General features: G+C 75.4%; 23 protein-coding genes. 3 read left to right on the forward strand and 20 right to left on the reverse strand.

The features are described from left to right. Window positions 1-31: 31 nt before the first annotated feature. From carB to pyrR, 5 genes are read right to left on the reverse strand one after another with little or no spacing between them, the layout of a single operon-like run. Entirely contained in the window at window positions 32-3,325 is a 3,294-nt protein-coding gene (gene carB / locus WA616_RS10195; protein WP_336029465.1) for a carbamoyl-phosphate synthase large subunit, read from the reverse strand. Then, a complete protein-coding gene (carA, locus tag WA616_RS10200) occupies window positions 3,325-4,491 on the reverse strand; it encodes a glutamine-hydrolyzing carbamoyl-phosphate synthase small subunit (protein ID WP_336029468.1) in 1,167 nt (388 codons plus the stop codon). The genes carB and carA overlap by 1 nt, the downstream gene beginning before the upstream one ends. Further along, window positions 4,488-5,774 carry a dihydroorotase gene (locus WA616_RS10205; RefSeq protein WP_073422541.1) on the reverse strand — a complete coding sequence of 429 codons (1,287 nt, stop codon included), beginning with the start codon at window positions 5,772-5,774 and terminating at the stop codon, window positions 4,488-4,490. Before WA616_RS10205 ends, carA begins: the two co-directional genes overlap by 4 nt. After that, a complete protein-coding gene (locus WA616_RS10210; protein ID WP_336029472.1) occupies window positions 5,771-6,691 on the reverse strand; it encodes an aspartate carbamoyltransferase catalytic subunit in 921 nt (306 codons plus the stop codon). The genes WA616_RS10205 and WA616_RS10210 overlap by 4 nt, the downstream gene beginning before the upstream one ends. Then, entirely contained in the window at window positions 6,688-7,260 is a 573-nt protein-coding gene (gene pyrR / locus WA616_RS10215; protein ID WP_336029475.1) for a bifunctional pyr operon transcriptional regulator/uracil phosphoribosyltransferase PyrR, read from the reverse strand. Before pyrR ends, WA616_RS10210 begins: the two co-directional genes overlap by 4 nt. 232 nt (window positions 7,261-7,492) lie before the next feature. Between pyrR and bldD the strand changes: the two genes are divergently transcribed. After that, window positions 7,493-8,032, forward strand: a complete 540-nt coding sequence (gene bldD, locus WA616_RS10220) for a transcriptional regulator BldD (RefSeq protein WP_073422544.1) — start codon at window positions 7,493-7,495, stop codon at window positions 8,030-8,032. A gap of 309 nt (window positions 8,033-8,341) precedes the next feature. After that, window positions 8,342-8,494 (forward strand): hypothetical protein, encoded by a 153-nt coding sequence (locus WA616_RS10225; RefSeq protein ID WP_175562960.1) that lies wholly within the window; start codon window positions 8,342-8,344, stop codon window positions 8,492-8,494. A 52-nt stretch (window positions 8,495-8,546) separates the two neighbouring features. On the opposite strand, the gene WA616_RS10230 is transcribed toward WA616_RS10225, so the two are convergent. Beyond that, window positions 8,547-8,996 (reverse strand): MarR family winged helix-turn-helix transcriptional regulator, encoded by a 450-nt coding sequence (locus WA616_RS10230; RefSeq protein ID WP_336029479.1) that lies wholly within the window; start codon window positions 8,994-8,996, stop codon window positions 8,547-8,549. Window positions 8,997-9,056: 60 nt separating this feature from the next. Here WA616_RS10230 and WA616_RS10235 point away from each other — a divergent pair, with 60 nt between their 5' ends. Next, window positions 9,057-9,428 (forward strand): VOC family protein, encoded by a 372-nt coding sequence (locus WA616_RS10235; protein WP_073422546.1) that lies wholly within the window; start codon window positions 9,057-9,059, stop codon window positions 9,426-9,428. 16 nt (window positions 9,429-9,444) lie between these two features. Here WA616_RS10235 and nusB read toward each other — a convergent pair whose 3' ends face one another. Genes nusB through WA616_RS10305 form a run of 14 tightly spaced genes read right to left on the reverse strand, consistent with a single transcriptional unit; the run spans window position 9,445 to window position 22,173 of the window. Further along, window positions 9,445-9,855, reverse strand: coding sequence for a transcription antitermination factor NusB (gene nusB / locus WA616_RS10240; RefSeq protein WP_336029482.1), 411 nt, complete (start codon window positions 9,853-9,855; stop codon window positions 9,445-9,447). Window positions 9,856-9,869: 14 nt separating this feature from the next. Next, window positions 9,870-10,430 (reverse strand): elongation factor P, encoded by a 561-nt coding sequence (gene efp, locus WA616_RS10245; RefSeq protein WP_073422548.1) that lies wholly within the window; start codon window positions 10,428-10,430, stop codon window positions 9,870-9,872. Further along, window positions 10,431-11,537 (reverse strand): M24 family metallopeptidase, encoded by a 1,107-nt coding sequence (locus WA616_RS10250; protein ID WP_336029484.1) that lies wholly within the window; start codon window positions 11,535-11,537, stop codon window positions 10,431-10,433. Beyond that, complete coding sequence (gene aroQ, locus WA616_RS10255; protein ID WP_073422550.1) at window positions 11,534-11,968, reverse strand: type II 3-dehydroquinate dehydratase; 435 nt, start codon at window positions 11,966-11,968, stop codon at window positions 11,534-11,536. Before aroQ ends, WA616_RS10250 begins: the two co-directional genes overlap by 4 nt. Further along, window positions 11,965-13,020, reverse strand: a complete 1,056-nt coding sequence (aroB, locus tag WA616_RS10260) for a 3-dehydroquinate synthase (protein WP_336029489.1) — start codon at window positions 13,018-13,020, stop codon at window positions 11,965-11,967. The genes aroQ and aroB overlap by 4 nt, the downstream gene beginning before the upstream one ends. Next, window positions 13,017-13,550: a shikimate kinase gene (locus WA616_RS10265; protein WP_336029492.1), complete on the reverse strand. Its 534-nt coding sequence runs from the start codon at window positions 13,548-13,550 to the stop codon at window positions 13,017-13,019. The genes aroB and WA616_RS10265 overlap by 4 nt, the downstream gene beginning before the upstream one ends. Beyond that, a complete protein-coding gene (gene aroC / locus WA616_RS10270; protein ID WP_336029495.1) occupies window positions 13,547-14,725 on the reverse strand; it encodes a chorismate synthase in 1,179 nt (392 codons plus the stop codon). The genes WA616_RS10265 and aroC overlap by 4 nt, the downstream gene beginning before the upstream one ends. Window positions 14,726-14,785: 60 nt before the next feature. After that, complete coding sequence (locus WA616_RS10275; protein WP_336029497.1) at window positions 14,786-15,409, reverse strand: prepilin peptidase; 624 nt, start codon at window positions 15,407-15,409, stop codon at window positions 14,786-14,788. A 29-nt stretch (window positions 15,410-15,438) separates the two neighbouring features. Further along, on the reverse strand, window positions 15,439-16,266 hold the full coding sequence (locus WA616_RS10280) for a shikimate dehydrogenase (RefSeq protein WP_336029500.1): 828 nt from the start codon (window positions 16,264-16,266) through the stop codon (window positions 15,439-15,441). Further along, complete coding sequence (gene mltG, locus WA616_RS10285) at window positions 16,259-18,019, reverse strand: endolytic transglycosylase MltG (RefSeq protein WP_336029501.1); 1,761 nt, start codon at window positions 18,017-18,019, stop codon at window positions 16,259-16,261. The genes WA616_RS10280 and mltG overlap by 8 nt, the downstream gene beginning before the upstream one ends. Then, complete coding sequence (ruvX, locus tag WA616_RS10290) at window positions 18,016-18,675, reverse strand: Holliday junction resolvase RuvX (RefSeq protein WP_336029505.1); 660 nt, start codon at window positions 18,673-18,675, stop codon at window positions 18,016-18,018. The genes mltG and ruvX overlap by 4 nt, the downstream gene beginning before the upstream one ends. A 5-nt stretch (window positions 18,676-18,680) precedes the next feature. Continuing rightward, window positions 18,681-21,368 carry an alanine--tRNA ligase gene (gene alaS / locus WA616_RS10295; RefSeq protein ID WP_336029507.1) on the reverse strand — a complete coding sequence of 896 codons (2,688 nt, stop codon included), beginning with the start codon at window positions 21,366-21,368 and terminating at the stop codon, window positions 18,681-18,683. A gap of 50 nt (window positions 21,369-21,418) precedes the next feature. Continuing rightward, window positions 21,419-21,748, reverse strand: coding sequence for a hypothetical protein (locus WA616_RS10300; RefSeq protein ID WP_336029512.1), 330 nt, complete (start codon window positions 21,746-21,748; stop codon window positions 21,419-21,421). Then, a complete protein-coding gene (locus WA616_RS10305) occupies window positions 21,748-22,173 on the reverse strand; it encodes a DUF948 domain-containing protein (protein ID WP_073422557.1) in 426 nt (141 codons plus the stop codon). The genes WA616_RS10300 and WA616_RS10305 overlap by 1 nt, the downstream gene beginning before the upstream one ends.

A 22,173-nucleotide genomic window follows, 5' to 3' on the forward strand; every position in this document is an offset into this window, starting at 1 on the left:
GAAGGTGAGCCGACAGCGCTACAAAGGCCGTTCACGGGGTGGCGGTGAGCGCCGCGTGGACCTCCTGCAGGCTGCGGACGCCGAGGTCGCCACGGCGCAGCGCCTCGACGCCCTGCACGGCCGCGGCCATCCCCTGCACCGTGGTGATGCACGGGATCCCGGCGGCCACCGCCGCGGTGCGGATCTCGTAGCCGTCCAGCCGCGGCCCGCTGTTGCCGGGCGACCCGAACGGCGTGTTGACGACGATGTCGACGTCGCCGGCCAGGATCCGCTCGACGCAGTTGCCCGGGCCCTCGCTGTACTTGCCGACCACCTCGCAGTCGACGCCGTTGCGCCGCAGCACCCGCGCGGTGCCGGCGGTGGCGAGCACGCGGAAGCCGAGGTCGGCGAGCCGCTTGATCGGGAAGACGGCGGCGCGCTTGTCGCGGTTGGCCAGCGACACGAACACCGTGCCCTCGGTCGGCAGCGGCCCGTAGGCGGCGGCCTGCGACTTGGCGAACGCGGTGCCGAAGCCGTCGTCGAGGCCCATGACCTCGCCGGTGGACTTCATCTCCGGCGACAGCACGGTGTCCACGCCGTGGCCCTCGACGGTGCGGAACCGGTGGAAGGGCAGCACCGCCTCCTTGACCGCGATCGGCGCCCGCTCGGAGAGGTCGACGCCGTCGCCGGTGGCCGGCAGCACGCCCGCGGCGCGCAGGTCGGCGACGGTCTCGCCCACTGCGATCCGCGCGGCGGCCTTGGCCAGCTGCACCGCCGTCGCCTTGGACACGAACGGCACCGTGCGGGAGGCGCGCGGGTTGGCCTCCAGCACGTACAGGACGTCGTCCTTGAGCGCGTACTGCACGTTCATCAGCCCGCGGACGCCGATCCGGGCGGCCAGCGCCTCGGTGGCGGTGCGGATCTGCGCCAGGTCGCCCGAGCCCAGGGTGATCGGCGGCAGCGCGCACGCGGAGTCGCCGGAGTGGATCCCGGCCTCCTCGATGTGCTCCATGACGCCGCCGAGGTAGAGCTCGGAGCCGTCGTAGAGCGCGTCGACGTCGATCTCGACGGCGTCCTCGAGGAACCGGTCGACCAGCACCGGGTGCTCGGGGCTGACGTCGGTGGCCTTGGCGATGTAGGCCTCGAGCGTGGCGTCGTCGTAGACGATCTCCATGCCGCGCCCGCCCAGCACGTAGGAGGGCCGCACGAGCACCGGGTAGCCGATGCCGGCGGCGATCGCCCGTGCCTCGGCGAACGTCGTCGCGGTGCCGTGCGCGGGGGCGAGCAGGCCGGCGTCGGCGAGCACCCGGGAGAACGCGCCGCGGTCCTCCGCGTCGTCGATCGCCTCCGGCGAGGTGCCGAGCACCGGCACGCCGGCGTCCTTGAGCCGCTGCGCGAGGCCCAGCGGCGTCTGCCCGCCGAGGGTGCAGACAACCCCGGCGACGGGACCGGCGGCGCGCTCGGCCTCGACCACCTCGAGGACGTCCTCGAAGGTCAGCGGCTCGAAGTACAGCCGGTCGGCGGTGTCGTAGTCGGTGGAGACGGTCTCGGGGTTGCAGTTGACCATCACGGCCTCGTAGCCGGCGTCCTGCAGCGCCATGACCGCGTGCACGCACGAGTAGTCGAACTCGATGCCCTGCCCGATCCGGTTGGGCCCCGAGCCGAGGATGAGCACCGCCGGCTTCTCCCGCGGCTCGACCTCCGTCTCCTCGTCGTAGGACGAGTAATGGTACGGCGTGCGGGCGGCGAACTCGGCCGCGCAGGTGTCGACGGTCTTGTAGACCGGCCGGATGCCCAGGCGCCAGCGCAGCACCCGGACGCCGTCCTCGCCGGCGAGCTCCGGCCGCAGCGCGGCCACCTGCCGGTCGGACAGGCCGTGCCGCTTGGCGCGGCGCAGCAGCGCCGGGGTGAGCGCCGGGGCGTCGCGGACCTCGGCGGCGACCTCCTGCACCAGCGCGACCTGGTCGACGAACCACGGGTCGAAGCCGCTGGCCTCGGCCACCTGCTCGACGGTCGCGCCCGCCGCCAGGGCCGCCTCGGCGGTGTAGAGCCGCCCGTCGACCGGGGTGCGCAGCGCCTCGAGCAGCTCGGCGGCCGAGCGCGGGTCGGGCGCACCGGTCCAGAAGCCGGCCACCTTCGTCTCCGTCGAGCGCATGGCCTTGCCCAGCGCCTCGGGGAAGTTGCGGCCCATGGCCATGACCTCGCCGACGCTCTTCATCGTCGTGGTCAGCCGCGGGTCGGCGCCGGGGAACTTCTCGAACGCGAAGCGCGGGATCTTCACGACGACGTAGTCCAGCGTCGGCTCGAACGCCGCCGGGGTGACGCCGGTGATGTCGTTGGTGATCTCGTCGAGGGTGTAGCCGATGGCGAGCTTCGCGGCGATCTTCGCGATCGGGAAGCCGGTCGCCTTCGACGCCAGCGCCGACGACCGGGACACCCGCGGGTTCATCTCGATGACGACCAGGCGCCCGTCGGCGGGGTTGACCGCGAACTGGATGTTGCAGCCGCCGGTGTCGACGCCGACCTCGCGCAGCACCGCGATGCCGACGTCGCGCATCCGCTGGTACTCGACGTCGGTGAGCGTCATCGCCGGGGCGACGGTGACCGAGTCGCCGGTGTGCACGCCCATCGCGTCGACGTTCTCGATCGAGCAGATGACGACCACGTTGTCGCTGCGGTCGCGCATCAGCTCGAGCTCGTACTCCTTCCACCCGAGCACCGACTCCTCGATGAGCACGGTGTGCACGGGTGAGTCCGCGAGGCCGTGGGAGGCCATGCGGCGCAGCATCGCCTCGTCGGTGGCGAAGCCGGAGCCGAGGCCGCCCATGGTGAAGCTCGGCCGGATGACGACCGGGTAGCCGACCTCCTCCGCCGTCTCCAGCGCCTCCTCGACCGTGCCGCACACCCGCGAGCGCGGGGCGTCGGCACCGATGGACCGGACGATGTCCTTGAACTTCTGCCGGTCCTCGCCGCGGTTGATCGCGTCGACGTCGGCGCCGATGAGCCGCACGCCGTAGCGCTCCAGCGTGCCGTTCTCGTACAGGCCGATGGCGATGTTGAGCGCGGTCTGCCCGCCGAGGGTGGCCAGCAGCGCGTCGGGGCGCTCCTTGGCGATGACCCGCTCGACGAACTCCGGCGTCAGCGGCTCGACGTAGGTGGCGTCGGCGACGTCGGGGTCGGTCATGATCGTCGCCGGGTTGCTGTTGACCAGGCTGACCCGCAGGCCCTCGCTACGGAGCACGCGGCAGGCCTGGGTGCCGGAGTAGTCGAACTCCGCGGCCTGGCCGATGAGGATCGGCCCGGAGCCGATGACCAGGACGTGCGAGATGTCGGTCCGCTTGGGCATCAGTGGGTCTCCCCCGTGCTGTGCTCGACGACCGGCGCGGGGCTGACGGCGTCGCCGCCGTCGCGCACGGCCTCCATGAGGTCGACGAAGCGCTGGAACAGCGGCGCGGCGTCGTGCGGACCGGCCGCCGACTCCGGGTGGAACTGGACGCTGAACGCCGGCGCGTCGAGCAGCCGCAGCCCCTCGACGACGTCGTCGTTGAGGCCCACGTGGCTGACCTCGGCCCGCCCGTACGGGGTGTCGGTGGGCCGGTCGAGCGGCGCGTCGACGGCGAACCCGTGGTTGTGGCTGGTCACCCGGACCGTGCCGCTGACCCGGTCGAGCACCGGCTGGTTCAGGCCGCGGTGGCCGAAGCGCAGCTTGTAGGTGCCCAGGCCCAGCGCGCGGCCGAGGATCTGGTTGCCGAAGCAGATGCCGAACAGCGGCCGGCCGGCGTCGAGGACACCCCGCACCGCGGCCACCGCGTAGTCGGCGGCCGCCGGGTCGCCGGGGCCGTTGGAGAGGAAGACGCCGTCGGGGCCGTGCGCCAGCAGGTCCGCGGCGGTCGCCGTCGAGGGCAGCACGTGCGTCTCGACGCCGAGGGCGGCCAGGTGCCGCGGGGTCGCCGTCTTGATGCCGAGGTCGAGCGCGGCGATGGTGAACCGCCTCTCCCCCTCCGCCGGGACGACGTAGGGCTCGCGGGTGCTCACCCGCGGCGCGAGGTCGGCGCCGGTCATGCCCTCGGCGGCGCGGACCCGGGCGAGCAGGGCGTCGGCGTCGCCGGACTCGCTGCTGATCCCCGCGCGCATGGCGCCGCGCTCGCGCAGGTGGCGGGTGAGCGCGCGGGTGTCGATGCCGCTGATGCCGACGACGCCCTGCGCGGCGAGCTCGTCGTCGAGGCTGCCGGTGGCCCGCCAGTTGGCGGGGCGGCGGGCCGGGTCGCGCACGACGAACCCGGCCACCCACATGCGGCGGCTCTCGTCGTCCTCGCCGTTCACGCCGGTGTTGCCGATGTGCGGCGCGGTCATGGTGACGATCTGGCCGGCGTAGCTGGGGTCGGTCAGCGTCTCCTGGTAGCCGGTCATCCCGGTGGCGAACACCGCCTCGCCGACCGTCGTGCCGACCTTGCCGTAGGCCTCGCCGCGGAACGTCCGCCCGTCCTCGAGCACGAGGATCGCCTCGGTCACTTCACTGCCTTTCCGTCGAGCACCGTCGCCTCGCCCCGCAGGAACGTGGCGACGACCCGGCCGGGCAGCTCCCGGCCGGCGTAGGGGCTGTTGCGGCTGCGGCTGGCCAGCGCGGCCGGGTCGACGGTGGCCCGGGCGGCGGGGTCCAGCAGCAGGAGGTTGGCCGGCTCGCCGGGGGCGAGCGGGCGGCCGTGGCCGTCGAGGCGGCCGATCGCGGCGGGCCGCACCGACATGCGGTCGGCGACGCCGGCCCAGTCGAGCAGGCCCGGCTCCACCAGCGCCTCGAGGACCACCGAGAGCGCCTGCTCCAGCCCGAGCATCCCGGGCCGGGCCTGCGCCCACTCGCTCTCCTTGTCCTCCACCGCGTGCGGCGCGTGGTCGGTGGCGACGGCGTCGATCGTGCCGTCGGCCAGGCCCGCGCGGAGGGCGTGCACGTCCTCGTCGGTGCGCAGCGGCGGGTTGACCTTGAACACCGGGTCGTAGGACTCGGCGCAGGCCTCGGTGAGCAGCAGGTGGTGCGGGGTGACCTCGGCGGTCACCTGGACGCCGCGGGACTTCGCCCAGCGCAGGAGCTCCACCGACCCGGCGGTCGAGACGTGGCAGACGTGCAGCCGCGCACCCACGTGCTGGGCGAGCAGCACGTCCCGGGCGATGACCGCCTCCTCGGCCGCGGCCGGCCAGCCGGTGAGCCCGAGCCGCGCGGAGCGGTCGCCCTCGTTCATCTGCGCGCCGACGGTGAGCCGCGGCTCCTCGGCGTGCTGGGCGACGACGCCGTCGAAGGCCTTCACGTACTCCAGCGCCCGGCGCATGAGCGCGGGGTCGGCGACGCAGTGCCCGTCGTCGGAGAAGACCCGCACGCGGGCGGCCGAGTCGGCCATCGCGCCGAGCTCGGCCAGCCGCTCGCCCCGGAGGCCCACCGTCACCGCGCCGACCGGGACGACGTCGACCAGCCCGGCCTCCTGGCCCAGCCGCCACACCTGCTCGACGACGCCGGCGGTGTCGGCGACCGGGTCGGTGTTGGCCATGGCGTGCACCGCGGTGAACCCGCCGAGCGCCGCGGCCCGGCTGCCGGTCTCCACCGTCTCGGCGTCCTCGCGGCCGGGCTCGCGCAGGTGGGTGTGCAGGTCGACCAGGCCGGGCAGCGCCACGAGCCCGTCGGCGTCGACGACGGTCGCGCCGGGGACGGACAGCCGGCCGCCGACCGCCGCGACCCGGCCGTCCTTCAGCAGCAGGTCGGCGGGCTCGCCGCCGAGCACGCGCGCCCCCTTGATCAGCGTGGTCACGAGGAAGCTCCTCCCAGGAGCAGGTAGAGGACCGCCATCCGCACGGAGACGCCGTTGCCGACCTGCTCGACGATCGTCGAGCGGACCGAGTCGGCGACGTCGGCGGCGATCTCCATGCCGCGGTTCATCGGGCCGGGGTGCATGACGATCGCGTCGTCGGACAGCGCGGCCATCCGGACGGCGTCGAGGCCGTAGCGGCGGCTGTACTCCCGCGCGCTGGGGAAGAACGAGGCGTTCATCCGCTCGGCCTGGACGCGCAGCATCATCACCGCGTCGGCCTTGGGCAGGACGGCGTCGAGGTCGTAGGAGACCTCCACCGGCCACGAGCCCACGCCCACCGGCAACAGCGTCGGCGGCGCGACGAGGGTGACCTGCGCGCCGAGCGTCGTCAGCAGCCAGACGTTGGACCGCGCCACCCGGCTGTGCAGGACGTCGCCGACGACGACCACCCGGACGCCGTCGAGGCGGCCCAGCCGGCGGCGGATCGTGTAGGCGTCGAGCAGCGCCTGGGTGGGGTGCTCGTGGGTGCCGTCGCCGGCGTTGACCACGCTGCCCTGCACCCAGTTCGCCAGCCGGTGCGGGGCGCCGGAGGCGGAGTGGCGGACGACGATCGCGTCGCTGCCCATCGCCTCCAGGGTCAGCGCGGTGTCCTTCAGGCTCTCGCCCTTGGAGACGCTGCTGCCCTTGGCCGAGAAGTTGATGACGTCGGCCGACAGCCGCTTGGCCGCCAGCTCGAAGGAGATCCGGGTGCGGGTGGAGTCCTCGTAGAAGAGGTTCACCACCGTGCGCCCGCGCAGCGTGGGCAGCTTCTTGACCTCGCGGCCGGCCAGCGCGGCGTCGATCTGCGCGGCCGTGTCGAGGACGAGCGTCGCGTCGTCGCGGTCGAGGTCGGCCGCCTCCAGCAGGTGCCGCTTCACTGCTCCACCACCACGACCTCGTCGGTGCCGTCGGTCTCGGCCAGGTGCACGCGCACCTTCTGCGCGCGCGAGGTGGGCACGTTCTTGCCCACGTAGTCGGCGCGGATCGGCAGCTCGCGGTGGCCGCGGTCGACGAGCACCGCCAGCTGCACCGCGCGCGGGCGGCCGAGGTCGCGCAGCGCGTCGAGCGCCGCCCGGACCGAGCGGCCGGAGAACAGGACGTCGTCGACGAGGACGACGAGCCGGCCGTCGATGCCCGCGTCGGGCAGGACGGTGTCCTCCAGCGCGCGGACGCCGCGCAGCCGCAGGTCGTCGCGGTAGAGGGTGATGTCGACGGTGCCGGTGTCGACCGCCGTGCCGCTGAACGCGGCCACCCGGGCGGCGAGCCGGCGGGCGAGCGGGGCGCCGCGGGTGGGGATGCCGACCAGCACCAGGTCGGCGAGGGACTCCCCCGCCTTCTCGATGAGCTGGTGGGCCATCCGGTCGACCACGCGGGCGACGTCGGCGGGGGCGAGCAGGACGCCGGGCGCGGACGCGCGACCGGCAGGGGGCTCCGGGGAGCCGGCCATCAGGCCTCCTTCCCCGCCTCACGGGACGGGTCGTTAAAGGAGTGGGGTGGACCGGCGACGACCGTACTGCACCCTCCCGTGTGACCGTCGTCGCGCGTCGCGCTACCGCAGGTGGGCACGGGGGGAGAAGGATTCCCCAGGAGGAGGGAGCCGCTGTCGCACCTCCCGACGACCCAGTACGCTCAGTCACCAACGAGCCTCCTCCACGACGACGGACAGTGAGCAGACACGCATGAGCACGGACTACTCGCGGGCCCTGGGCGCCCGGCTGCGGGCCATCCGCAACCAGCAGGGCCTGTCCCTGCAGGGCGTGGAGGACAAGTCGCACGGCCGCTGGAAGGCCGTCGTCGTGGGCTCCTACGAGCGTGGCGACCGCGCGGTGACCGTGCAGCGCCTCTCGGAGCTGGCCGTGTTCTACGGCGTGCCGGTGTCGGAGCTGCTGCCCGACCCGCGCCCGAGCTCGGCGGTCACCTCGACCACGAAGATCGTGCTCAACCTCGAGTCGCTGGGCTCGCTGCCCGCCGACGAGGCCGGCCCGCTCGCCCGCTACGCGTCGACCATCCAGGCCCAGCGGCACGACTACAACGGCAAGGTCCTCTCCATCCGCGCGGAGGACCTCAAGTCGCTGGCGATCATCTACGACATGAGCCCCGACGAGCTCACCACCCGGCTGATCGAGTGGGGCGTGCTCAACCCGGGCGGCATGGACGGCATGGGTGCCGGCGCCGATGACGACGACGAGACCTGGGACCGGCGCCGCGCCCCGCGCTGATCCCCGACACACCTCCGAGGCCCGCTCCGGCACCCGCCGGGGCGGGTCTCGTCGCGTCCGGGCCCCGGTCCCCCGGCCCGCGCCCACGCTGTGTGCACGCGGCGCGCTCCCGGGCCTCCCCCGGCCGCGCCGTGTGTACACGGCGCGGTCTCCCGACGTCCGGCTACGACGGCGGCGCGCCCCCGCTCCAGCCGCACCTGCCGTCACGGTGCGCGAGCGGGTGATGGCGCTCGGTCCCGGAACTGTCGGTGGGTGCCCCTAGCGTCCGACCCGTCGCCGAGAACCCGGCGCACGACGCGAGGAGTCCCCGTGCACACCAGCCCACCGGTCGCCCTGCCCGACCCCGAGCTGCTGCTCGCCGCCCGCCGCCGCGAGGCGCTGCGCCGGGCGCACCGGCGTCAGTCGAGCGTGCGCATGGCCGCGATGCTCACCGCCGCCGCGGGCACCGGCCGCCGTCCCTGACGCCGGCCCGGTCCCCTGGCGCCTCCCCTGCCCTCACCTGCCCGCCCGGCCCTCAGGCGCCCGGGTCGAGCGCGGCCACGCACGCCTGCAGGTCGGCCAGCAGGCGCTCGCGCCGGTCGGGCGTCAGCCCGGCGAGCATCCGCTCCTGCACCTCCGTGACCGCGGCGCTGGCCTCGCGCAGCCGCCGTCGCCCCTCGTCGGTGACCGTCGCCGGCAGCGCCCGGCCCTGCGGCGCCACCGCCGGCCGCGACACCCAGCCGGCGTCCTGCAAGCCGGCGAGCACGCCGGTCATGGCCTGCCGCGTCACGAACGCCGCGCGGGCGAGCTCGGCCACCGAGGAGCCGGGCCGCTGGTCGAGCAGCTCCAGCGTCGCGTACTGGGACACCGTCAGGCCCAGCGGCCGCAGTGCGGTGTCCATGGCACCGCGCAGCACGGTCGCGGCCTGCTTGAGCACGTAGCCCACCGCCCGGTCGACGTCGCCGACCCCGCCCCCTTGACTCATGTCAGGATCCTGACACACTCGACCATGTCAATATCCTGACATCACTCCCGGGGAGCAGCCATGACCGTCACCGGACCCGACTTCGTCGCCCTGCAGGTCACCGACCTCGAGCGCTCGGCGGCCTTCTATGCCGGCACCCTCGGCCTGCGCCGCGCACCGGCCGGCCCGCCCGGCGCGGTCGTGTTCGCCACCACGCCGGTGGCCTTCGCCGTCCGCGAGCCGCTGCCGGGCGTCGACCCGGCCGCGGCGCGGCCCCGCCCGGGCCTGGGCGTGGCGCTGTGGCTGGCCGCCGACGACAGCCAGGCGCTGCACGACCGGATGGCCGCCGACGGCGTGACCATCCTGGCGCCGCCGGCCGACACGCCCTTCGGGCGGGCGTTCACCTTCGCCGACCCCGACGGCTACGCCGTCACCGTGCACGACGCCCGCTGAGCGGGCGCCGGCCGGCTCAGGAGGAGGTGGGGACCTCGGCGTCGAGGATGGCGCCGAGGACGCCGTTGACGTAGGCCGGCGACTCGTCCGTGGACAGCGCCCGGGCGAGCTCGACCGCCTCGTCGATGACGACGGCGTCGGGCACGTCGTCGGCCCACAGCAGCTCGAAGACCGCCATGCGCAGGATCGCGCGGTCGACGTCGGGCAGCCGCTCCAGCGACCACCCGCGGGCGTGCTGCTCGATCAGCTCGTCGATGCGGCCGGCGTGGGCGGCGACGCCCTCCACCAGCCGGACGGCGTGCTCCGGCACCGGCGGGTTGGCGTGCGCGACGCGCTCGCGCAGCATCTCCACCGGGTCCGCGCGGCGCAGGTCGGCCGCGTAGAGGACGTCGACGGCGCGCTTGCGCGCCTTGGTGCGTGCGGCCATGTGCAGGAGCGCGATCAGTTCGCGCGGCCGAGGTACCGGCCGTCGCGGGTGTCGACCTTGAGCTTGTCGCCGGTGTTGACGAACAGCGGCACCTGGATCTGCGCGCCGGTCTCCAGGGTGGCGGGCTTGGTGCCGCCGGTGGAGCGGTCGCCCTGCAGGCCCGGGTCGGTGTGCTCGACGACGAGCTCCAGCGTCACCGGCAGCTCGACGTAGAGCGGCACGCCCTCGTGCACGGCGACGACGGCCTCGGTGTTCTCCAGCAGGTAGTCGGCACCGCCGCCCACGGTCTCGGCCGGGACCGGGATCTGGTCGAAGGTGTCGCCGTCCATGAAGACGAAGTCGGTGCCGTCCTTGTACAGGTACGTCATGTTCCGCTTGTCGACCGTGGCGGTCTCGACCTTGGTGCCGGCGTTGAAGGTCTTGTCGACGACCTTGCCCGAGAGCACGTTCTTGAGCGTCGTCCGGACGAACGCACCGCCCTTGCCGGGCTTGACGTGCTGGAACTCGGTGACGGACCACAGCTGGCCGTCGAGGTTGAGGACCATGCCGTTCTTGAGGTCGTTGGTGGTAGCCATCTAGAGGACCAGCAGTTCCTTGCTCGTGAGGGTCAACAACTCGGGCGCGTCCGCCGTGACGACCAGCGTGTCCTCGATCCGGACACCGCCGTGGCCGGGCAGGTACACCCCGGGCTCCACGGTGACGGCCATGCCGGCGGCCAGCCTACCCGCGCCGAGCGGGCCGATGCCTGGCGCCTCGTGGATCTCCAGGCCCACGCCGTGCCCGAGACCGTGCGTGAAGTGGTCGGCGTGGCCGGCCGCGGCGATGACGTCGCGGGAGGCGGCGTCGACGGCGACGACGTCGGCCCCGACCGCGAGCGCCGCCCGCCCGGCGGCCTGAGCCTCGGCGACCAGCGCGTAGACCTCGCGCTGCCAGTCGGCGGCGTGCGCGAGCACCACGGTGCGGGTCATGTCGGAGTGGTAGCCGTCGACGGTGGCGCCGAAGTCGAGCTTCAGGAAGTCGCCGCCGGCGAGCACCGTGCGGTCGGGCCGGTGGTGCGGGATGGCCGAGTTCGCGCCGGTGGCCACGATCGTCTCGAACGACGGCGCCTCGGCACCCAGGGCCAGCATCCGGGCGTCGAGCTCGCGGCCGACCTCCAGCTCGGTGCGGCCCGGGCGCAGCGCGCCGTCGGCGGCCAGCTCGGCCAGCGCCTGGTCGGCCACCGCGCACGCCCGGCGCAGCGCGTCGACCTCGTCGTCGTCCTTGACCGCGCGCAGCTCCTCGACGGCCCGCTGCACGCTGACCAGCTCGGGCACCGTGCCGCCGGCGGCGGCGTCGGTGAGCACCCGCTCCAGCTGCCGGTGGCCGTCGACGGTCACCTCGTGGCTCTCGTAGCCGAGCCGCCCGGCGCCGCGCGTGACCGCCTCGCGGGCCAGCGCCGGCACGGTGGCGCGGTCGACCAGCAGCTCGAGGTCGGGCACCTGGGTGCCGGCCTGGGTGGTGTAGCGGCCGTCGGTGCCGAAGACGTCGCCGCCGTCGGTGCGCAGCAGCAGCGCCCCGTTGGAGCCGGTGAACCCGGTCAGGTAGCGCACGTTGAGCAGGTTGGTGACCAGGACGGCGTCGAGGCCCCGCTCGGCGGCCGTGGCCCGCAGCCGCTCCCGCCGCTCGGCGGCGCGCCCGGTCACCGGTGGCCCCGCAGCGACATCCACTGCAGCGCGAGCACGTAGCCCTCGACGCCGAGGCCGGCGATGACGCCGTCGGCCACGGCCGAGACGTAGGAGTGGTGCCGGAACGGCTCCCGCTTGTGCACGTTGCTGATGTGCACCTCCACCAGCGGCGACTGCAGCGCGGCCAGGGCGTCGTGCAGGGCGATCGACGTGTGCGACCAGGCGGCCGGGTTCAGGATCACCGGGTCCCGCGCGTCGGTGGCCTCGTGCACCCAGCGGAGCATCTCGGCCTCGTCGTCGGTCTGGCGGACCCGGACCTCCATGCCGAGCTCGCGACCCGCCGTCTCGAGGAGGTCGACGAGCTGCGCGTACGTCGTCGGGCCGTAGACCTCCGGCTCGCGGGTGCCGAGGCGCCCGAGGTTGGGCCCGTTGAGCACCTGGATCGTCACTGTTCCTCCGCAACCGCGGCCCACGCCGCGTCCAGCCATGCCTGCTCGGGGTCGGTCAGGATCGTCGGATTGCCGATCCCGTCGAGGACGACGAAGCGCAGCGTCGCGCCGCGGGCCTTCTTGTCCACCCGCATCACCGCCTGCAGCGCCGCCCAGTCGCCGCGGTAGGTGGTGGGCAGGCCCATCGCCGCCACCAGCTCGCGGTGCCGGTCGGCCTCGGCGCGGGTCAGCGTGCCGGCCTGCGCGCCGAGCTCGGCGGCGAACACCAGGCCGACGGCGACCGCCTCGCCGTGCCGCCAGCCGAAGTCCTCGACCCGCTCGATGGCGTGGCCGAGGGTGTGCCCGTAGTTGAGGTACTCGCGGACGCCGGTGTCGAAGAGGTCCTGGCCCACCGCGTCGGCCTTCACCCGCACCGCGCGCTCGACGAGCTCCTCGGTGTCACGGCGGCCGGTCGGGTCGGCGGCGAGCAGGTCGAGGATCGCGCCGTCGGCGATGAGGCCGCACTTGACCACCTCGGCCATGCCGGAGCGGAACTCCGCCTCGGGCAGCCCGGCGAGCACGTCGGTGTCGGCGAGCACGCCGGCCGGCGGGTGGAACGCGCCCACGAGGTTCTTGCCCGCGCCGGTGTTGATGCCGGTCTTGCCGCCGACCGCGGCGTCGACCATGCCGAGCACGCTGGTGGGCAGGTGGACGACGCGGATGCCGCGGGTCCAGGTGGCGGCGAGGAAGCCGGCGAGGTCGGTGACCGCTCCCCCGCCGACGCCGACGACGGCGTCGGCGCGGGTGAGCCCGAGCCGGCCGAACTCCTCCCACGCGGCCGCGGCGACCTGCGCGGTCTTGGCGGCCTCGCCGTCGGGGACGACGACGGCCTCGGCGGCCACGCCGGCGGTCTGCAGCGTCTCGACGGCGGCCCCGGCCAGCGCGGCCAGCGGCGGGGCGTGCACGACGGCGGCCTTGGGCGTCCCGGCGAGCACGAGGCCCAGCTCGGCCTGCGCGCCGGCGCCGATGACGACGTCGTAGGGCCGCTCCCCCGCGACCGTCACCCGCCTCATCGGCCGGCTCCCGCGGTTAGGGCGGCGAGCACGTCGGCGACCACCTCGTCGGGGGTGCGGCCCCCGGTGGGCACGACCACGGTGGCGACCTCCGCGTAGAGGGGGGCGCGCTGCTCGAGCAGGGTGCGCAGCATCGCCCGGGGGTTGACGGCCAGCAGCGGGCGGTCGCGGGACAGCCCGGCGCGCTTCGCGGCCGAGGGCAGGTCGACGTCGAGGTGGACGACGGTGCCGCCGGCCCGGCCGTGCGCGACGAGCAGCGCGCGGGTGGCGGCGCTGAGCACGGCGCCGCCGCCGAGGGCGAGGACGCCGTCGTGCTCGGCGAGCGCGCGGGCGACCGCCTGTTCCTCGAGGTCGCGGAAGTGCTGCTCGCCGTGCGTGACGAACAGGTCGGCGACGCTGGTGCCGGTGGTGGCCTCGACGTCGGCGTCGGTGTCGCGGAACGGCAGGCCGGCTGCTGCGGCCACTGCCGTGCCGACCGTGGTCTTGCCCGACGCGGGCGGCCCGACCAGGACGAGGAGCGGTCCCGTCACCGGAACGGGAGCGCGTCGAGGTAGGTCTGCACGTTGCGGCGGGTCTCGGTCACCGAGTCGCCGCCGAACTTCTCGAGGACGGCGTCGGCGAGCACCAGCGCCACCATCGCCTCCATCACGACCGCCCCGCGCGGGACGGCGATCGCGTCGCTGCGCTGGTTGATAGCGACCGCGGCGTCGCCCGTGGCGACGTCGACGGTGGCCAGCGCCCGCGGCACGGTGGAGATCGGCTTCATGGCGGCGCGCACCCGCAGCACCTCGCCGTTGGTCATGCCGCCCTCGATGCCGCCGGCGCGGTCGGTGACCCGCCGCATCCGCTCACCCTCGCGGACGATCTCGTCGTGGGCGACCGAGCCGCGGCGGCGCGCGGTCTCCAGGCCGTCCCCGACCTCGACCGCCTTCACCGACTGCACGCCCATGAGCGCGCCGGCCAGGCGGGAGTCCAGGCGGCGGTCCCAGTGCACGTGGCTGCCCAGGCCCGGCGGCAGGCCGTGCACGACGACCTCGATGACGCCGCCGAGGGTGTCGCCGTTCTTCCGGGCGTCGTCGACCTCGGCGACCATCACCGCGCTGGTGGCCGGGTCGGCGCAGCGCACCGGGTCGTCGTCGATGCGCGGGTTGTCCTGCGGGCCGGGGACGACGCCGTCGGGGACGGTCACCGGCCCGATGGCGACGACGTGGCTGACCACCTCGACGTCGAGCACCTGGCGCAGGAACGCCCGCGCGACGGCGCCGAGCGCGACGCGGGCGGCGGTCTCGCGGGCGCTGGCCCGCTCGAGCACCGGGCGGGCGTCGTCGAAGCCGTACTTCTGCATGCCGGCGAGGTCGGCGTGGCCCGGGCGCGGCCGCGTGAGCGGGGCGTTGCGGGCCTGCCCGGCGAGCACCTCGGGGTCGACCGGGTCCGGCGACATGACCGTCGTCCACTTGGGCCACTCGGTGTTGCCCACCTGGACGGCGATCGGGCCGCCCATGGTCACGCCGTGCCGGACGCCGCCGGTCAGGGTGACGGCGTCCTGCTCGAAGGACATCCGGGCGCCGCGGCCGTGGCCGAGGCGGCGGCGGGCGAGGTCGACGTCGAGGTCGGCGGTGGTGACCCGCACGCCGGCGGGCAGGCCCTCGAGGATGGCGGTGAGCTGCTGGCCGTGCGACTCACCGGCGGTCAGCCAGCGCAACATGCCGGCGATTCTGCCAGCCGGGCCGCGGCCCCCTGCCTACGGCGGGGCACCGGGCCCAACTCAGGCCAGCGGTCCCTCCACCAGGAGGGCGAGGACGGCGCCGAGCAGCAGCGGCGGGCCGAACGCCACGGGGGTGCGCCAGCCCGCCCGGCCGGTGGCCACCAGCACCAGCGACAGGCCCGCGCCGGCCAGGAGGCCGAGGAACACCCCGGCGAGCAGGACGCCCCAGCCGGCCCAGCCCAGCAGCAGGCCGAGCAGCGCGAGCAGCTTGACGTCGCCGAGGCCGAGCCCCGCGGGGCCGGCCAGCGCCGCGAGCAGCGCGACCCCGCCGGCGACGGCCGCGGCGAGCAGCGCCCGCAGGAACGCCGGCCAGGTGCCGAGCAGCGCGGCGTCGGCGAGCAACGCGGCCCCGCAGACGGCGGCCGCCGGGTAGGTGATCCGGTCGGGCAGCCGGTGGACGGCGAGGTCGACCTGGGCGAGGACGACGGCGGCGCCGGCGGCCCAGGCGTAGGCCAGCGTGGCGGGGCGGTCACCGCCGAGCAGGACGGCGCCGCACAGCAGGACGGCGAGCACCGCGGCGGTGGTGAGCGCGCGGGTGGGGGTCGGCCGGGCGGACGGCAGCCGGGTGGCCAGCCGGACCGCGGTGCGGGCCAGCAGCGGGCCGGTGGCGGCGGCGGCCAGCACGGCGAGGGCGAGCAGCGGGGACAGCGGGCTCAGCGGGCGTCCAGGGCGGCGCGCATGGGGCCGATCGGCGCCGGCTGCCCGGTCATGAGCTCCACCTGGACGGTGGCCTGCCAGAACAGCACCTCGAGGCCGCTCACCACGGTGGCGCCGACGGCCTGCGCCGCGGCGGCGAGCGGGGTGGGCCACGGCGCGTAGAGGACGTCGAGCAGCGTCTGGCCGGACCGCCAGGAGAGCCCGCCGAGGTCGGGGTGCGCGCCGATCGGCACGGTGCTGACCACCACGGGCGCCTCGACCGGCCCGGCCGCGAGCGGCCGCACGGCGGCCTCGACGCCGAGGGTGCCGAGCACCCGGGCGACGTCGGCGGCGCGGGACGGCTCGCGCACGAGGACGTCGACGGTCTCCGCGCCGAGCTCGGCCAGCGCCACGGCCGCGGCGGCCGCGGTCCCGCCGGCGCCGACGATCGCCGCGTGCGCGACCCGCTCGACGCCGCCGACCTGCAGCGCCATCCCGACGCCGTGGACGTCGGTGTTCTCCGCCCGCCACCCGGCGCCCGTGTGCACCAGGGTGTTGGCCGCGCCGAGCAGGCGCGGCAGCGGCTCCACCTCGTCGGCCACGGCGACGGCGGCCTGCTTGCACGGCATGGTCACCGAGAAGCCGCGCCACTCCGGGCCGAGGCCGGCGAGCAGGTCGGGCAGGTCGTCGGCGCCGACGTCGAGGGCGTCGTAGGTCCAGCCGTCGAGACCGAGCGCGGCGTAGGCGGCCCGGTGCAGCAGCGGCGAGAGGGAGTGCCCGACCGGGCGGCCGAGGACGGCCGCCCGGCCGGCGGGACGATCTCCGGGCACCGGCCGGTCAGCCACCGCACCCGAGGCCGGCGTCGGCGCAGCGCTGCCGGGCGGCCATGAACTCCTCGTAGCTGGCGGTGAAGAAGTGCCGCCCGTCCTGCGACTCGAGGACGTAGTAGAGGAGGTCCCCGGTGCTCGGCGCGAGCGCCGCCTCGAGGCTCGCCTCGCCCGGCGAGCTGATCGGCGTGGGCACCAGCCCCGGCCGGGTGCGGGTGTTGTACGGGCCGTCGGTGCGCAGATCGGTGACGGTGAGGTCGTTGCCGTTCTTGCCGAGCCCGTAGGCGAGCGTCGCGTCGATGCCGAGCGCGATGCCCTGGTTGAGCCGGTTGTAGACCACCTGCGCGACGTTCGGCCGCTCCTCGTCGAGCCGGGTCTCCGACTGGACCATCGAGGCGACGATCACCACGTCGTACACCGAGCGCCCGGCGGCGGCCGCCCGCTGCTCGAGCTGCATGTCGGCGGCGGTCTCGGTGAACCGGGAGACCATCGCGCGCAGCACGTCGGCGGCGGTGGTGTCGGGCTCGACGTCGTAGGTGGCCGGGAAGAGGAAGCCCTCGAGCTGGCCGTTGGCGTAGGCCGGCAGGCCGAGCGCCGCGGGGTCGGCGGCGGCCGCCTGCAGCTCCTCGATCGGCAGGCCGGTGGTCTCGGCGATGCGCTGCAGGGTGGCCGCGACGGTGAAGCCCTCGGGCACGGTGACCCGGGAGACCTGGCGGGCGGCCGGGTCGAGCAGCAGGTCGAGGGCGGCGGCGCCGCTCATCTCGGAGCGGAGGCTGTAGACGCCGGGCTGGATGCCCATGGCGGCGGGCTCGGTCTCGGCCGCCTCGACGAAGGGCGCGGAGGAGGCGATCACGCCGGCCTCGACGAGGGCCCGGGCGATGTCGCTGAGCGTGTCGCCCTCGCCCACCCGCACGTCGACGGTGCCGGTGCCGGGGCCGGCGAAGTCCTCGGCCTCGGGGTTGACCAGACCGATCAGCGCGCGGCCGCCGAAGACGATGCCGGCGACGAGGGCGGCGAGCACGAGCAGCGCGACCAGGTTGGCCAGCGGGCTGCGCCGGCGCCGGCCGGTGCGGGTGCCGCGGCCGCCGCCGAGCACCGGGTGCTCGTCGGTCGCGGGGTGGTCGTGCCCGTCGTGGTGGTCGTCGTGGTGCGGGTCGTCGTGGTGCTGCTCGTCGCGGCGGCCGCGCCGTCCGCGGCGGCGCTCCTCGCGGCCGCCGGCACCGAGGACGTCCAGGCCGCCGGTGGCGTCGTCGTCCTCGTGGTGGTGGTCGTGGTGGTGGTCGACGTCGTGGTGGTCGTCGTGGGAGCCCCCGTGCGCGGCGGCGAGCGGGTGGGCCTCGGTGGGCGCGTCGGCCTGGTGCGGGACCAGGGCCGCGACGGTGGCGTCGGGGTCGGCGTCGGGGCGCTTCGAGAGCCGCGACCACGCGCCCTGCGGGCGGGGCGGCAGGCCCTCGGCGCCCGGGCCGGGGCGGGCGCCGCCGGACAGGGGGCCGGTGCGGTCGTCGCCGGAGGAGGCCGCGGGGGTCCCGCCGCGGGACGGGTCGCCGTCGGGGGCGGCGTGCCGCCCGGCGGTCACCGGGTAGGGGTCGCGGTCGAGCAGGGAGGCGCCGCGGGCGGTGCCGCCGGGCCGCTGGGCGGACGGGCCCACGGGCAGCCAGGTGGTGGCGGGCCCGACGCCGGCGTGCGGCGCGGGCCAGCCGGCGGCGGCGGTCCCGCCGACACCGTCGGACACCGGCCGGCCCCGCCCGTAGGGCGGGACCGGCGGGGTCATGAGCGCCCCCGCTGGGAGTCGAGATAGGCCTGGAGGATGACCACGGCGGCGGCCTGGTCGATCACGGGGCGCTGGGCGCGGCTGTCGAGCCCGTTCGCCCGCAGGGAACTGGCTGCGGTCACGGTGGAGAGCCTCTCGTCGACGAGGTGCACGGGCACGCTGCCGATGCGCCCGGCGAGTGACCGAGAGTAGGCACGCGCTTCCCGCGCGGAGGCGCCCGACGCACCCGACAGGTGCCTCGGCTCCCCCACGATCACCTCTGTCACCTCGTGTTCCTCCACGAGAGCGACGATGCGGTCCAGGTCGCCGCCGTCGCGGCGCCGCTCGACGGTCTCCAGCGGGCTCGCGAGCGTGCCCGTCGGGTCCGAGAGCGCGACGCCGATCCGCACCGTGCCGACGTCGAGGCCGAGCCGGCGGCCCTGCCGGGTGCGGCGCGGCGGCAGGGGCAGCCCGGCGGGCAGGCCCTGCGAGAGGTCGATCTCGGTGGTCTCGTTGCGCACCGGCGGGAAGCCGGCGCGCAGGTCGATCTGCTCGGTGCGGTGGTGCACCGGCGGCTGCGGAGGGGTCTGCCGGGGGCGCGACGGCGGCACCGCCGGGCGGCCCTGCTGGCGCCGCTCGCTCACGTCACCGGTCTCGTCGGGGCGCTGCTCGGGCACTCCGGTCACCTCCCTGCGGCGGTCACGACCGCCTGTTCGCCCGCCTGGAGAGCGGCGGGGATGCCGCTGGGGTCCGTGCCGCCGCCCTGCGCGACGTCGGCCTTGCCGCCGCCACGGCCCCCGACCAGCGGGGTGGCCGCCTTCACCAGGTCCCCCGCCGAGAGACCGCGCGCCTGCGCGGCCGGGGTCAGCGCGGCGACCACAGCCACCTTGCCCCCGGCCTCGGAGGCGAGCAAGACGACACCCGGGCGCTCACCGAGCCGCCCGCGGACGTCGAGGGCGAGGGTGCGCAGGTCGCCGCCGGCCAGCCCCGCGGGCGCCGCGGTGACGACGGCGACCCCGCCGACGTCGCGGGCGTCGGCGGCCAGCTGGCCGGCCGCCGCCTTGGTCTGCGCGGCGCGCAGCTCGGCGATCTCCCGCTCGGCGTCGCGCAGCCGGGACAGGACGCCGCCGACGCGGTCGACCAGCCCGTCGGTGGGCGACTTGAGCAGCTCGCCGAGCTGGCGGACCAGGTCGCGCTCGCGGGCGAGGTAGCGGAAGCCCTCCAGGCCGACGACGGCCTCGACGCGGCGGGCCCCCGAGCCGACCGAGGACTCGCCGGTCAGCGCCAGCGTGCCGATCTGCGCGCTGCCGGACACGTGGGTGCCACCGCAGAGCTCGCGCGACCAGGGGCCGCCGATCTCCACGACGCGCACCGACTCGCCGTAGGTCTCGCCGAACAGCGCCAGCGCCCCGATCGCCTGGGCCTCGGCCAGGGTCATGTGGTCGGCGCGCACCCGGTGGTCGGCGCGGACCGCGGCGTTGGCGACGTCCTCGATGTCGGACCGCTGCTGCGGGCTGAGCGCGCCCTGCCAGGCGAAGTCCAGCCGCAGGTAGCCGGGCCGGTTGTAGGAGCCCGACTGCAGTGCCTGCGGGCCGAGCACCTGGCGCAGCGCCGCGTGCACGACGTGCGTGCCCGAGTGCGCCTGGCAGGCCGACAGCCGCCACTCGCGGTCGACCTCGGCGGTGATCTCGGCGCCGTCGCGCAGCGCGCCCTCGACCACCCGGACCTGGTGCACGACGAGGCCCTTGACCGGGCGCTGCACGTCGAGCACCTCGGCGCGGCCGCCGTCCCAGGTCAGCGTGCCGGCGTCGGCCACCTGGCCGCCGGACTCGGCGTAGAAGGGCGTGCGGTCGAGGACCACGCGCACGACCTCGCCCTCGCCGGCCTCGGCCGGGCCGCCGTCCTCGCCGTCGAGCTCGGCCACGACGCCGAGGACGCGGGAGTCGGTGCGCAGGGTGTCGTAGGCCCGCCAGTCGGTGGGCCCGTGCTCGGCGAGCAGCCGGCGGTAGGCCAGGACGTCGACCGAGCCGGTGCGCTTGGCGCGGGCGTCGGCGCGGGCGCGGTCGCGCTGCTGCTGCATGAGCGCGCGGAAGCCGGCCTCGTCGACGGTCACACCCTGCTCGGCGGCCATCTCGAGGGTGACGTCGATGGGGAAGCCGTAGGTGTCGTGCAGGGAGAACGCCTGCTCGCCCGACAGCGCCGGGGTGCCGGCGGCCTTGGCCTGCGCCACGGCGGTGTCGAACAGCGCCGTGCCGGAGGTGAGGGTGCGCCGGAAGGCCTCCTCCTCGGCGTAGGCGACCGCGCTGATCCGGTCGAAGTCGGTGACCAGCTCGGGGTAGCTCGCGCCCATCGCGTCGCGGGAGACCGGCAGCAGCTCTGGCAGGGCGGCGGTGTCGACGCCGAGCAGCCGCATCGAGCGGACGGCGCGGCGCAGCAGCCGGCGCAGGATGTACCCGCGGCCCTCGTTGCCGGGCGTGACGCCGTCGCCGATGAGCATCAGGCCGCTGCGGACGTGGTCGGCGACGACGCGCAGCCGGACGTCGGTGTCGTGGTCCTTGCCGTAGGTGACGCCGGCGAGCTCGGCGCCGCGGCGCAGCACGGGCGACACCTCGTCGATCTCGTACAGGTTGTCGACGCCCTGCAGCAGGAAGGCCACCCGCTCCAGGCCCATGCCGGTGTCGATGTTCTTCTTCGGCAGCTCGCCGACGATCCGGAAGTCCTCCTTGCTCCGGACGTCGGTGAGCTCGTACTGCATGAAGACGAGGTTCCAGATCTCCAGGAACCGGTCGCCGGCCGTGTCGACGAGCGGGCCGCCGTCGGGGCCGTACGCCGGGCCGCGGTCGAAGTAGATCTCCGAGCACGGTCCGCCGGGGCCGTCGGCGCCGGTGTGCCAGTAGTTGTCCTTCTTGCCCAGGCGCTGGATGCGGTCCTTCGGCAGCCCGGCGATGCGGTGCCAGGCCTCGGCGGCCTCGTCGTCGTCGAGGTAGACGGTCACCCAGATGCGGTCGGGGTCGAAGCCCAGCCCGCCGTCGGCGACGGGGCCGGTCACCAGCTCCCACGCGTGCTGGATCGCCCCCTCCTTGAAGTAGTCGCCGAAGGAGAAGTTGCCGTTCATCTGGAAGAACGTGCCGTGGCGGGTGGTCTTGCCCACCTCCTCGATGTCGAGGGTGCGCACGCACTTCTGCACGCTGGTGGCCCGGGGGAACGGCGCGGGCTCGCGGCCGGTCAGGTACGGGATGAACGGCACCATCCCGGCGACGGTGAACAGCAGGGACGGGTCCGGGGACACCAGCGAGGCGCTCGGGACGACGGTGTGGCCGCGCTGCTCGAAGTGCTGCAGGAAGCGGCGGCGGATCTCGGCGGTCTGCATGGCCTACTCGGTGCTCGGGGCGGGACGGTCCCCGCGGGGGTGGGTGCGGCTCAGCGGTCGGCCGCGTGGGCGCCACGCCGGCCGGAGGGGCGGCCGGAGGGGCGGCCGGCGGGCCGGCCGGGCAGCTGCAGCTGGGTGGTGTCGCGCTCGGGCAGCGGCGCGTCGAGGCCGGTGCCGGAGCGCAGCTCCTCCTCGCGGGCGGCGGCCGCGGCGCGCACGTCGGCGCCGAAGTCGCCGATCGCGTCGGCGAGGTCGCGCAGGCCCTCGGCGATCGAGGCGCCGATGCCCGCGGGGGTCATCTTCTCGGCGGCGCGGGACAGCTTGCGGACGACGAGGGCGCCGATGGTGATGCCCATCGCCAGCCAGAACAGCCGGCGCATCAGGCGGCCCGCCGGGCGGCACGGCGCGCGCGCCGGTCGGCCTTGTCACGGGCGGCGGCCTCGGCGATCGCCTGGCCCTCGCGGCGCTTCTTCGTGGCGCTGCGCACGCCGTAGCTGAACGCGGCCACCTTGATCAGCGGGCTGCCCACGGTGGCGGCGACGACGCTGGTCAGCGCCGCGACGTTGCTCGACACGTTGGCCGCGTTGCCGGTGATGTCGTCGACCCGCTCCAGGTTGCTGTTGACCTGGGCGATCGTCGTCTGGGCCTGGCCGAGGATCGGCTGACTCTGCTCGCGGACCTGCCGGATAGTCAGCGTCGCCTCGTCGAGGGTGCGGCCGAGCTTCAGCAGCGGGACGGCCAGCAGCACCACCAGCAGCACCAGCGCCAGGGCGGCGATCAGTCCGGCCCACTCTCCTGCGGACAC

It is taken from the genome of Geodermatophilus sp. FMUSA9-8 (assembly GCF_037034165.1).
GTDB classification, from domain to species: Bacteria; Actinomycetota; Actinomycetes; order Mycobacteriales; family Geodermatophilaceae; genus Geodermatophilus; species Geodermatophilus nigrescens.

What these genes read in the sequence shown, in the direction of transcription:
- efp (WP_073422548.1), bottom strand. Translation starts at nt 10,430, where the DNA reads ATGGCTACCACCAACGACCTCAAGAACGGCATGGTCCTCAACCTCGAC.
- bldD (WP_073422544.1), top strand. Translation starts at nt 7,493, where the DNA reads ATGAGCACGGACTACTCGCGGGCCCTGGGCGCCCGGCTGCGGGCCATC.
- WA616_RS10230 (WP_336029479.1), bottom strand. Translation starts at nt 8,996, where the DNA reads ATGAGTCAAGGGGGCGGGGTCGGCGACGTCGACCGGGCGGTGGGCTAC.
- aroB (WP_336029489.1), bottom strand. Translation starts at nt 13,020, where the DNA reads ATGAGGCGGGTGACGGTCGCGGGGGAGCGGCCCTACGACGTCGTCATC.
- alaS (WP_336029507.1), bottom strand. Translation starts at nt 21,368, where the DNA reads ATGCAGACCGCCGAGATCCGCCGCCGCTTCCTGCAGCACTTCGAGCAG.
- carB (WP_336029465.1), bottom strand. Translation starts at nt 3,325, where the DNA reads ATGCCCAAGCGGACCGACATCTCGCACGTCCTGGTCATCGGCTCCGGG.
- mltG (WP_336029501.1), bottom strand. Translation starts at nt 18,019, where the DNA reads ATGACCCCGCCGGTCCCGCCCTACGGGCGGGGCCGGCCGGTGTCCGAC.
- aroC (WP_336029495.1), bottom strand. Translation starts at nt 14,725, where the DNA reads ATGTTGCGCTGGCTGACCGCCGGTGAGTCGCACGGCCAGCAGCTCACC.
- WA616_RS10235 (WP_073422546.1), top strand. Translation starts at nt 9,057, where the DNA reads ATGACCGTCACCGGACCCGACTTCGTCGCCCTGCAGGTCACCGACCTC.
- nusB (WP_336029482.1), bottom strand. Translation starts at nt 9,855, where the DNA reads ATGGCCGCACGCACCAAGGCGCGCAAGCGCGCCGTCGACGTCCTCTAC.
- pyrR (WP_336029475.1), bottom strand. Translation starts at nt 7,260, where the DNA reads ATGGCCGGCTCCCCGGAGCCCCCTGCCGGTCGCGCGTCCGCGCCCGGC.
- WA616_RS10300 (WP_336029512.1), bottom strand. Translation starts at nt 21,748, where the DNA reads ATGCGCCGGCTGTTCTGGCTGGCGATGGGCATCACCATCGGCGCCCTC.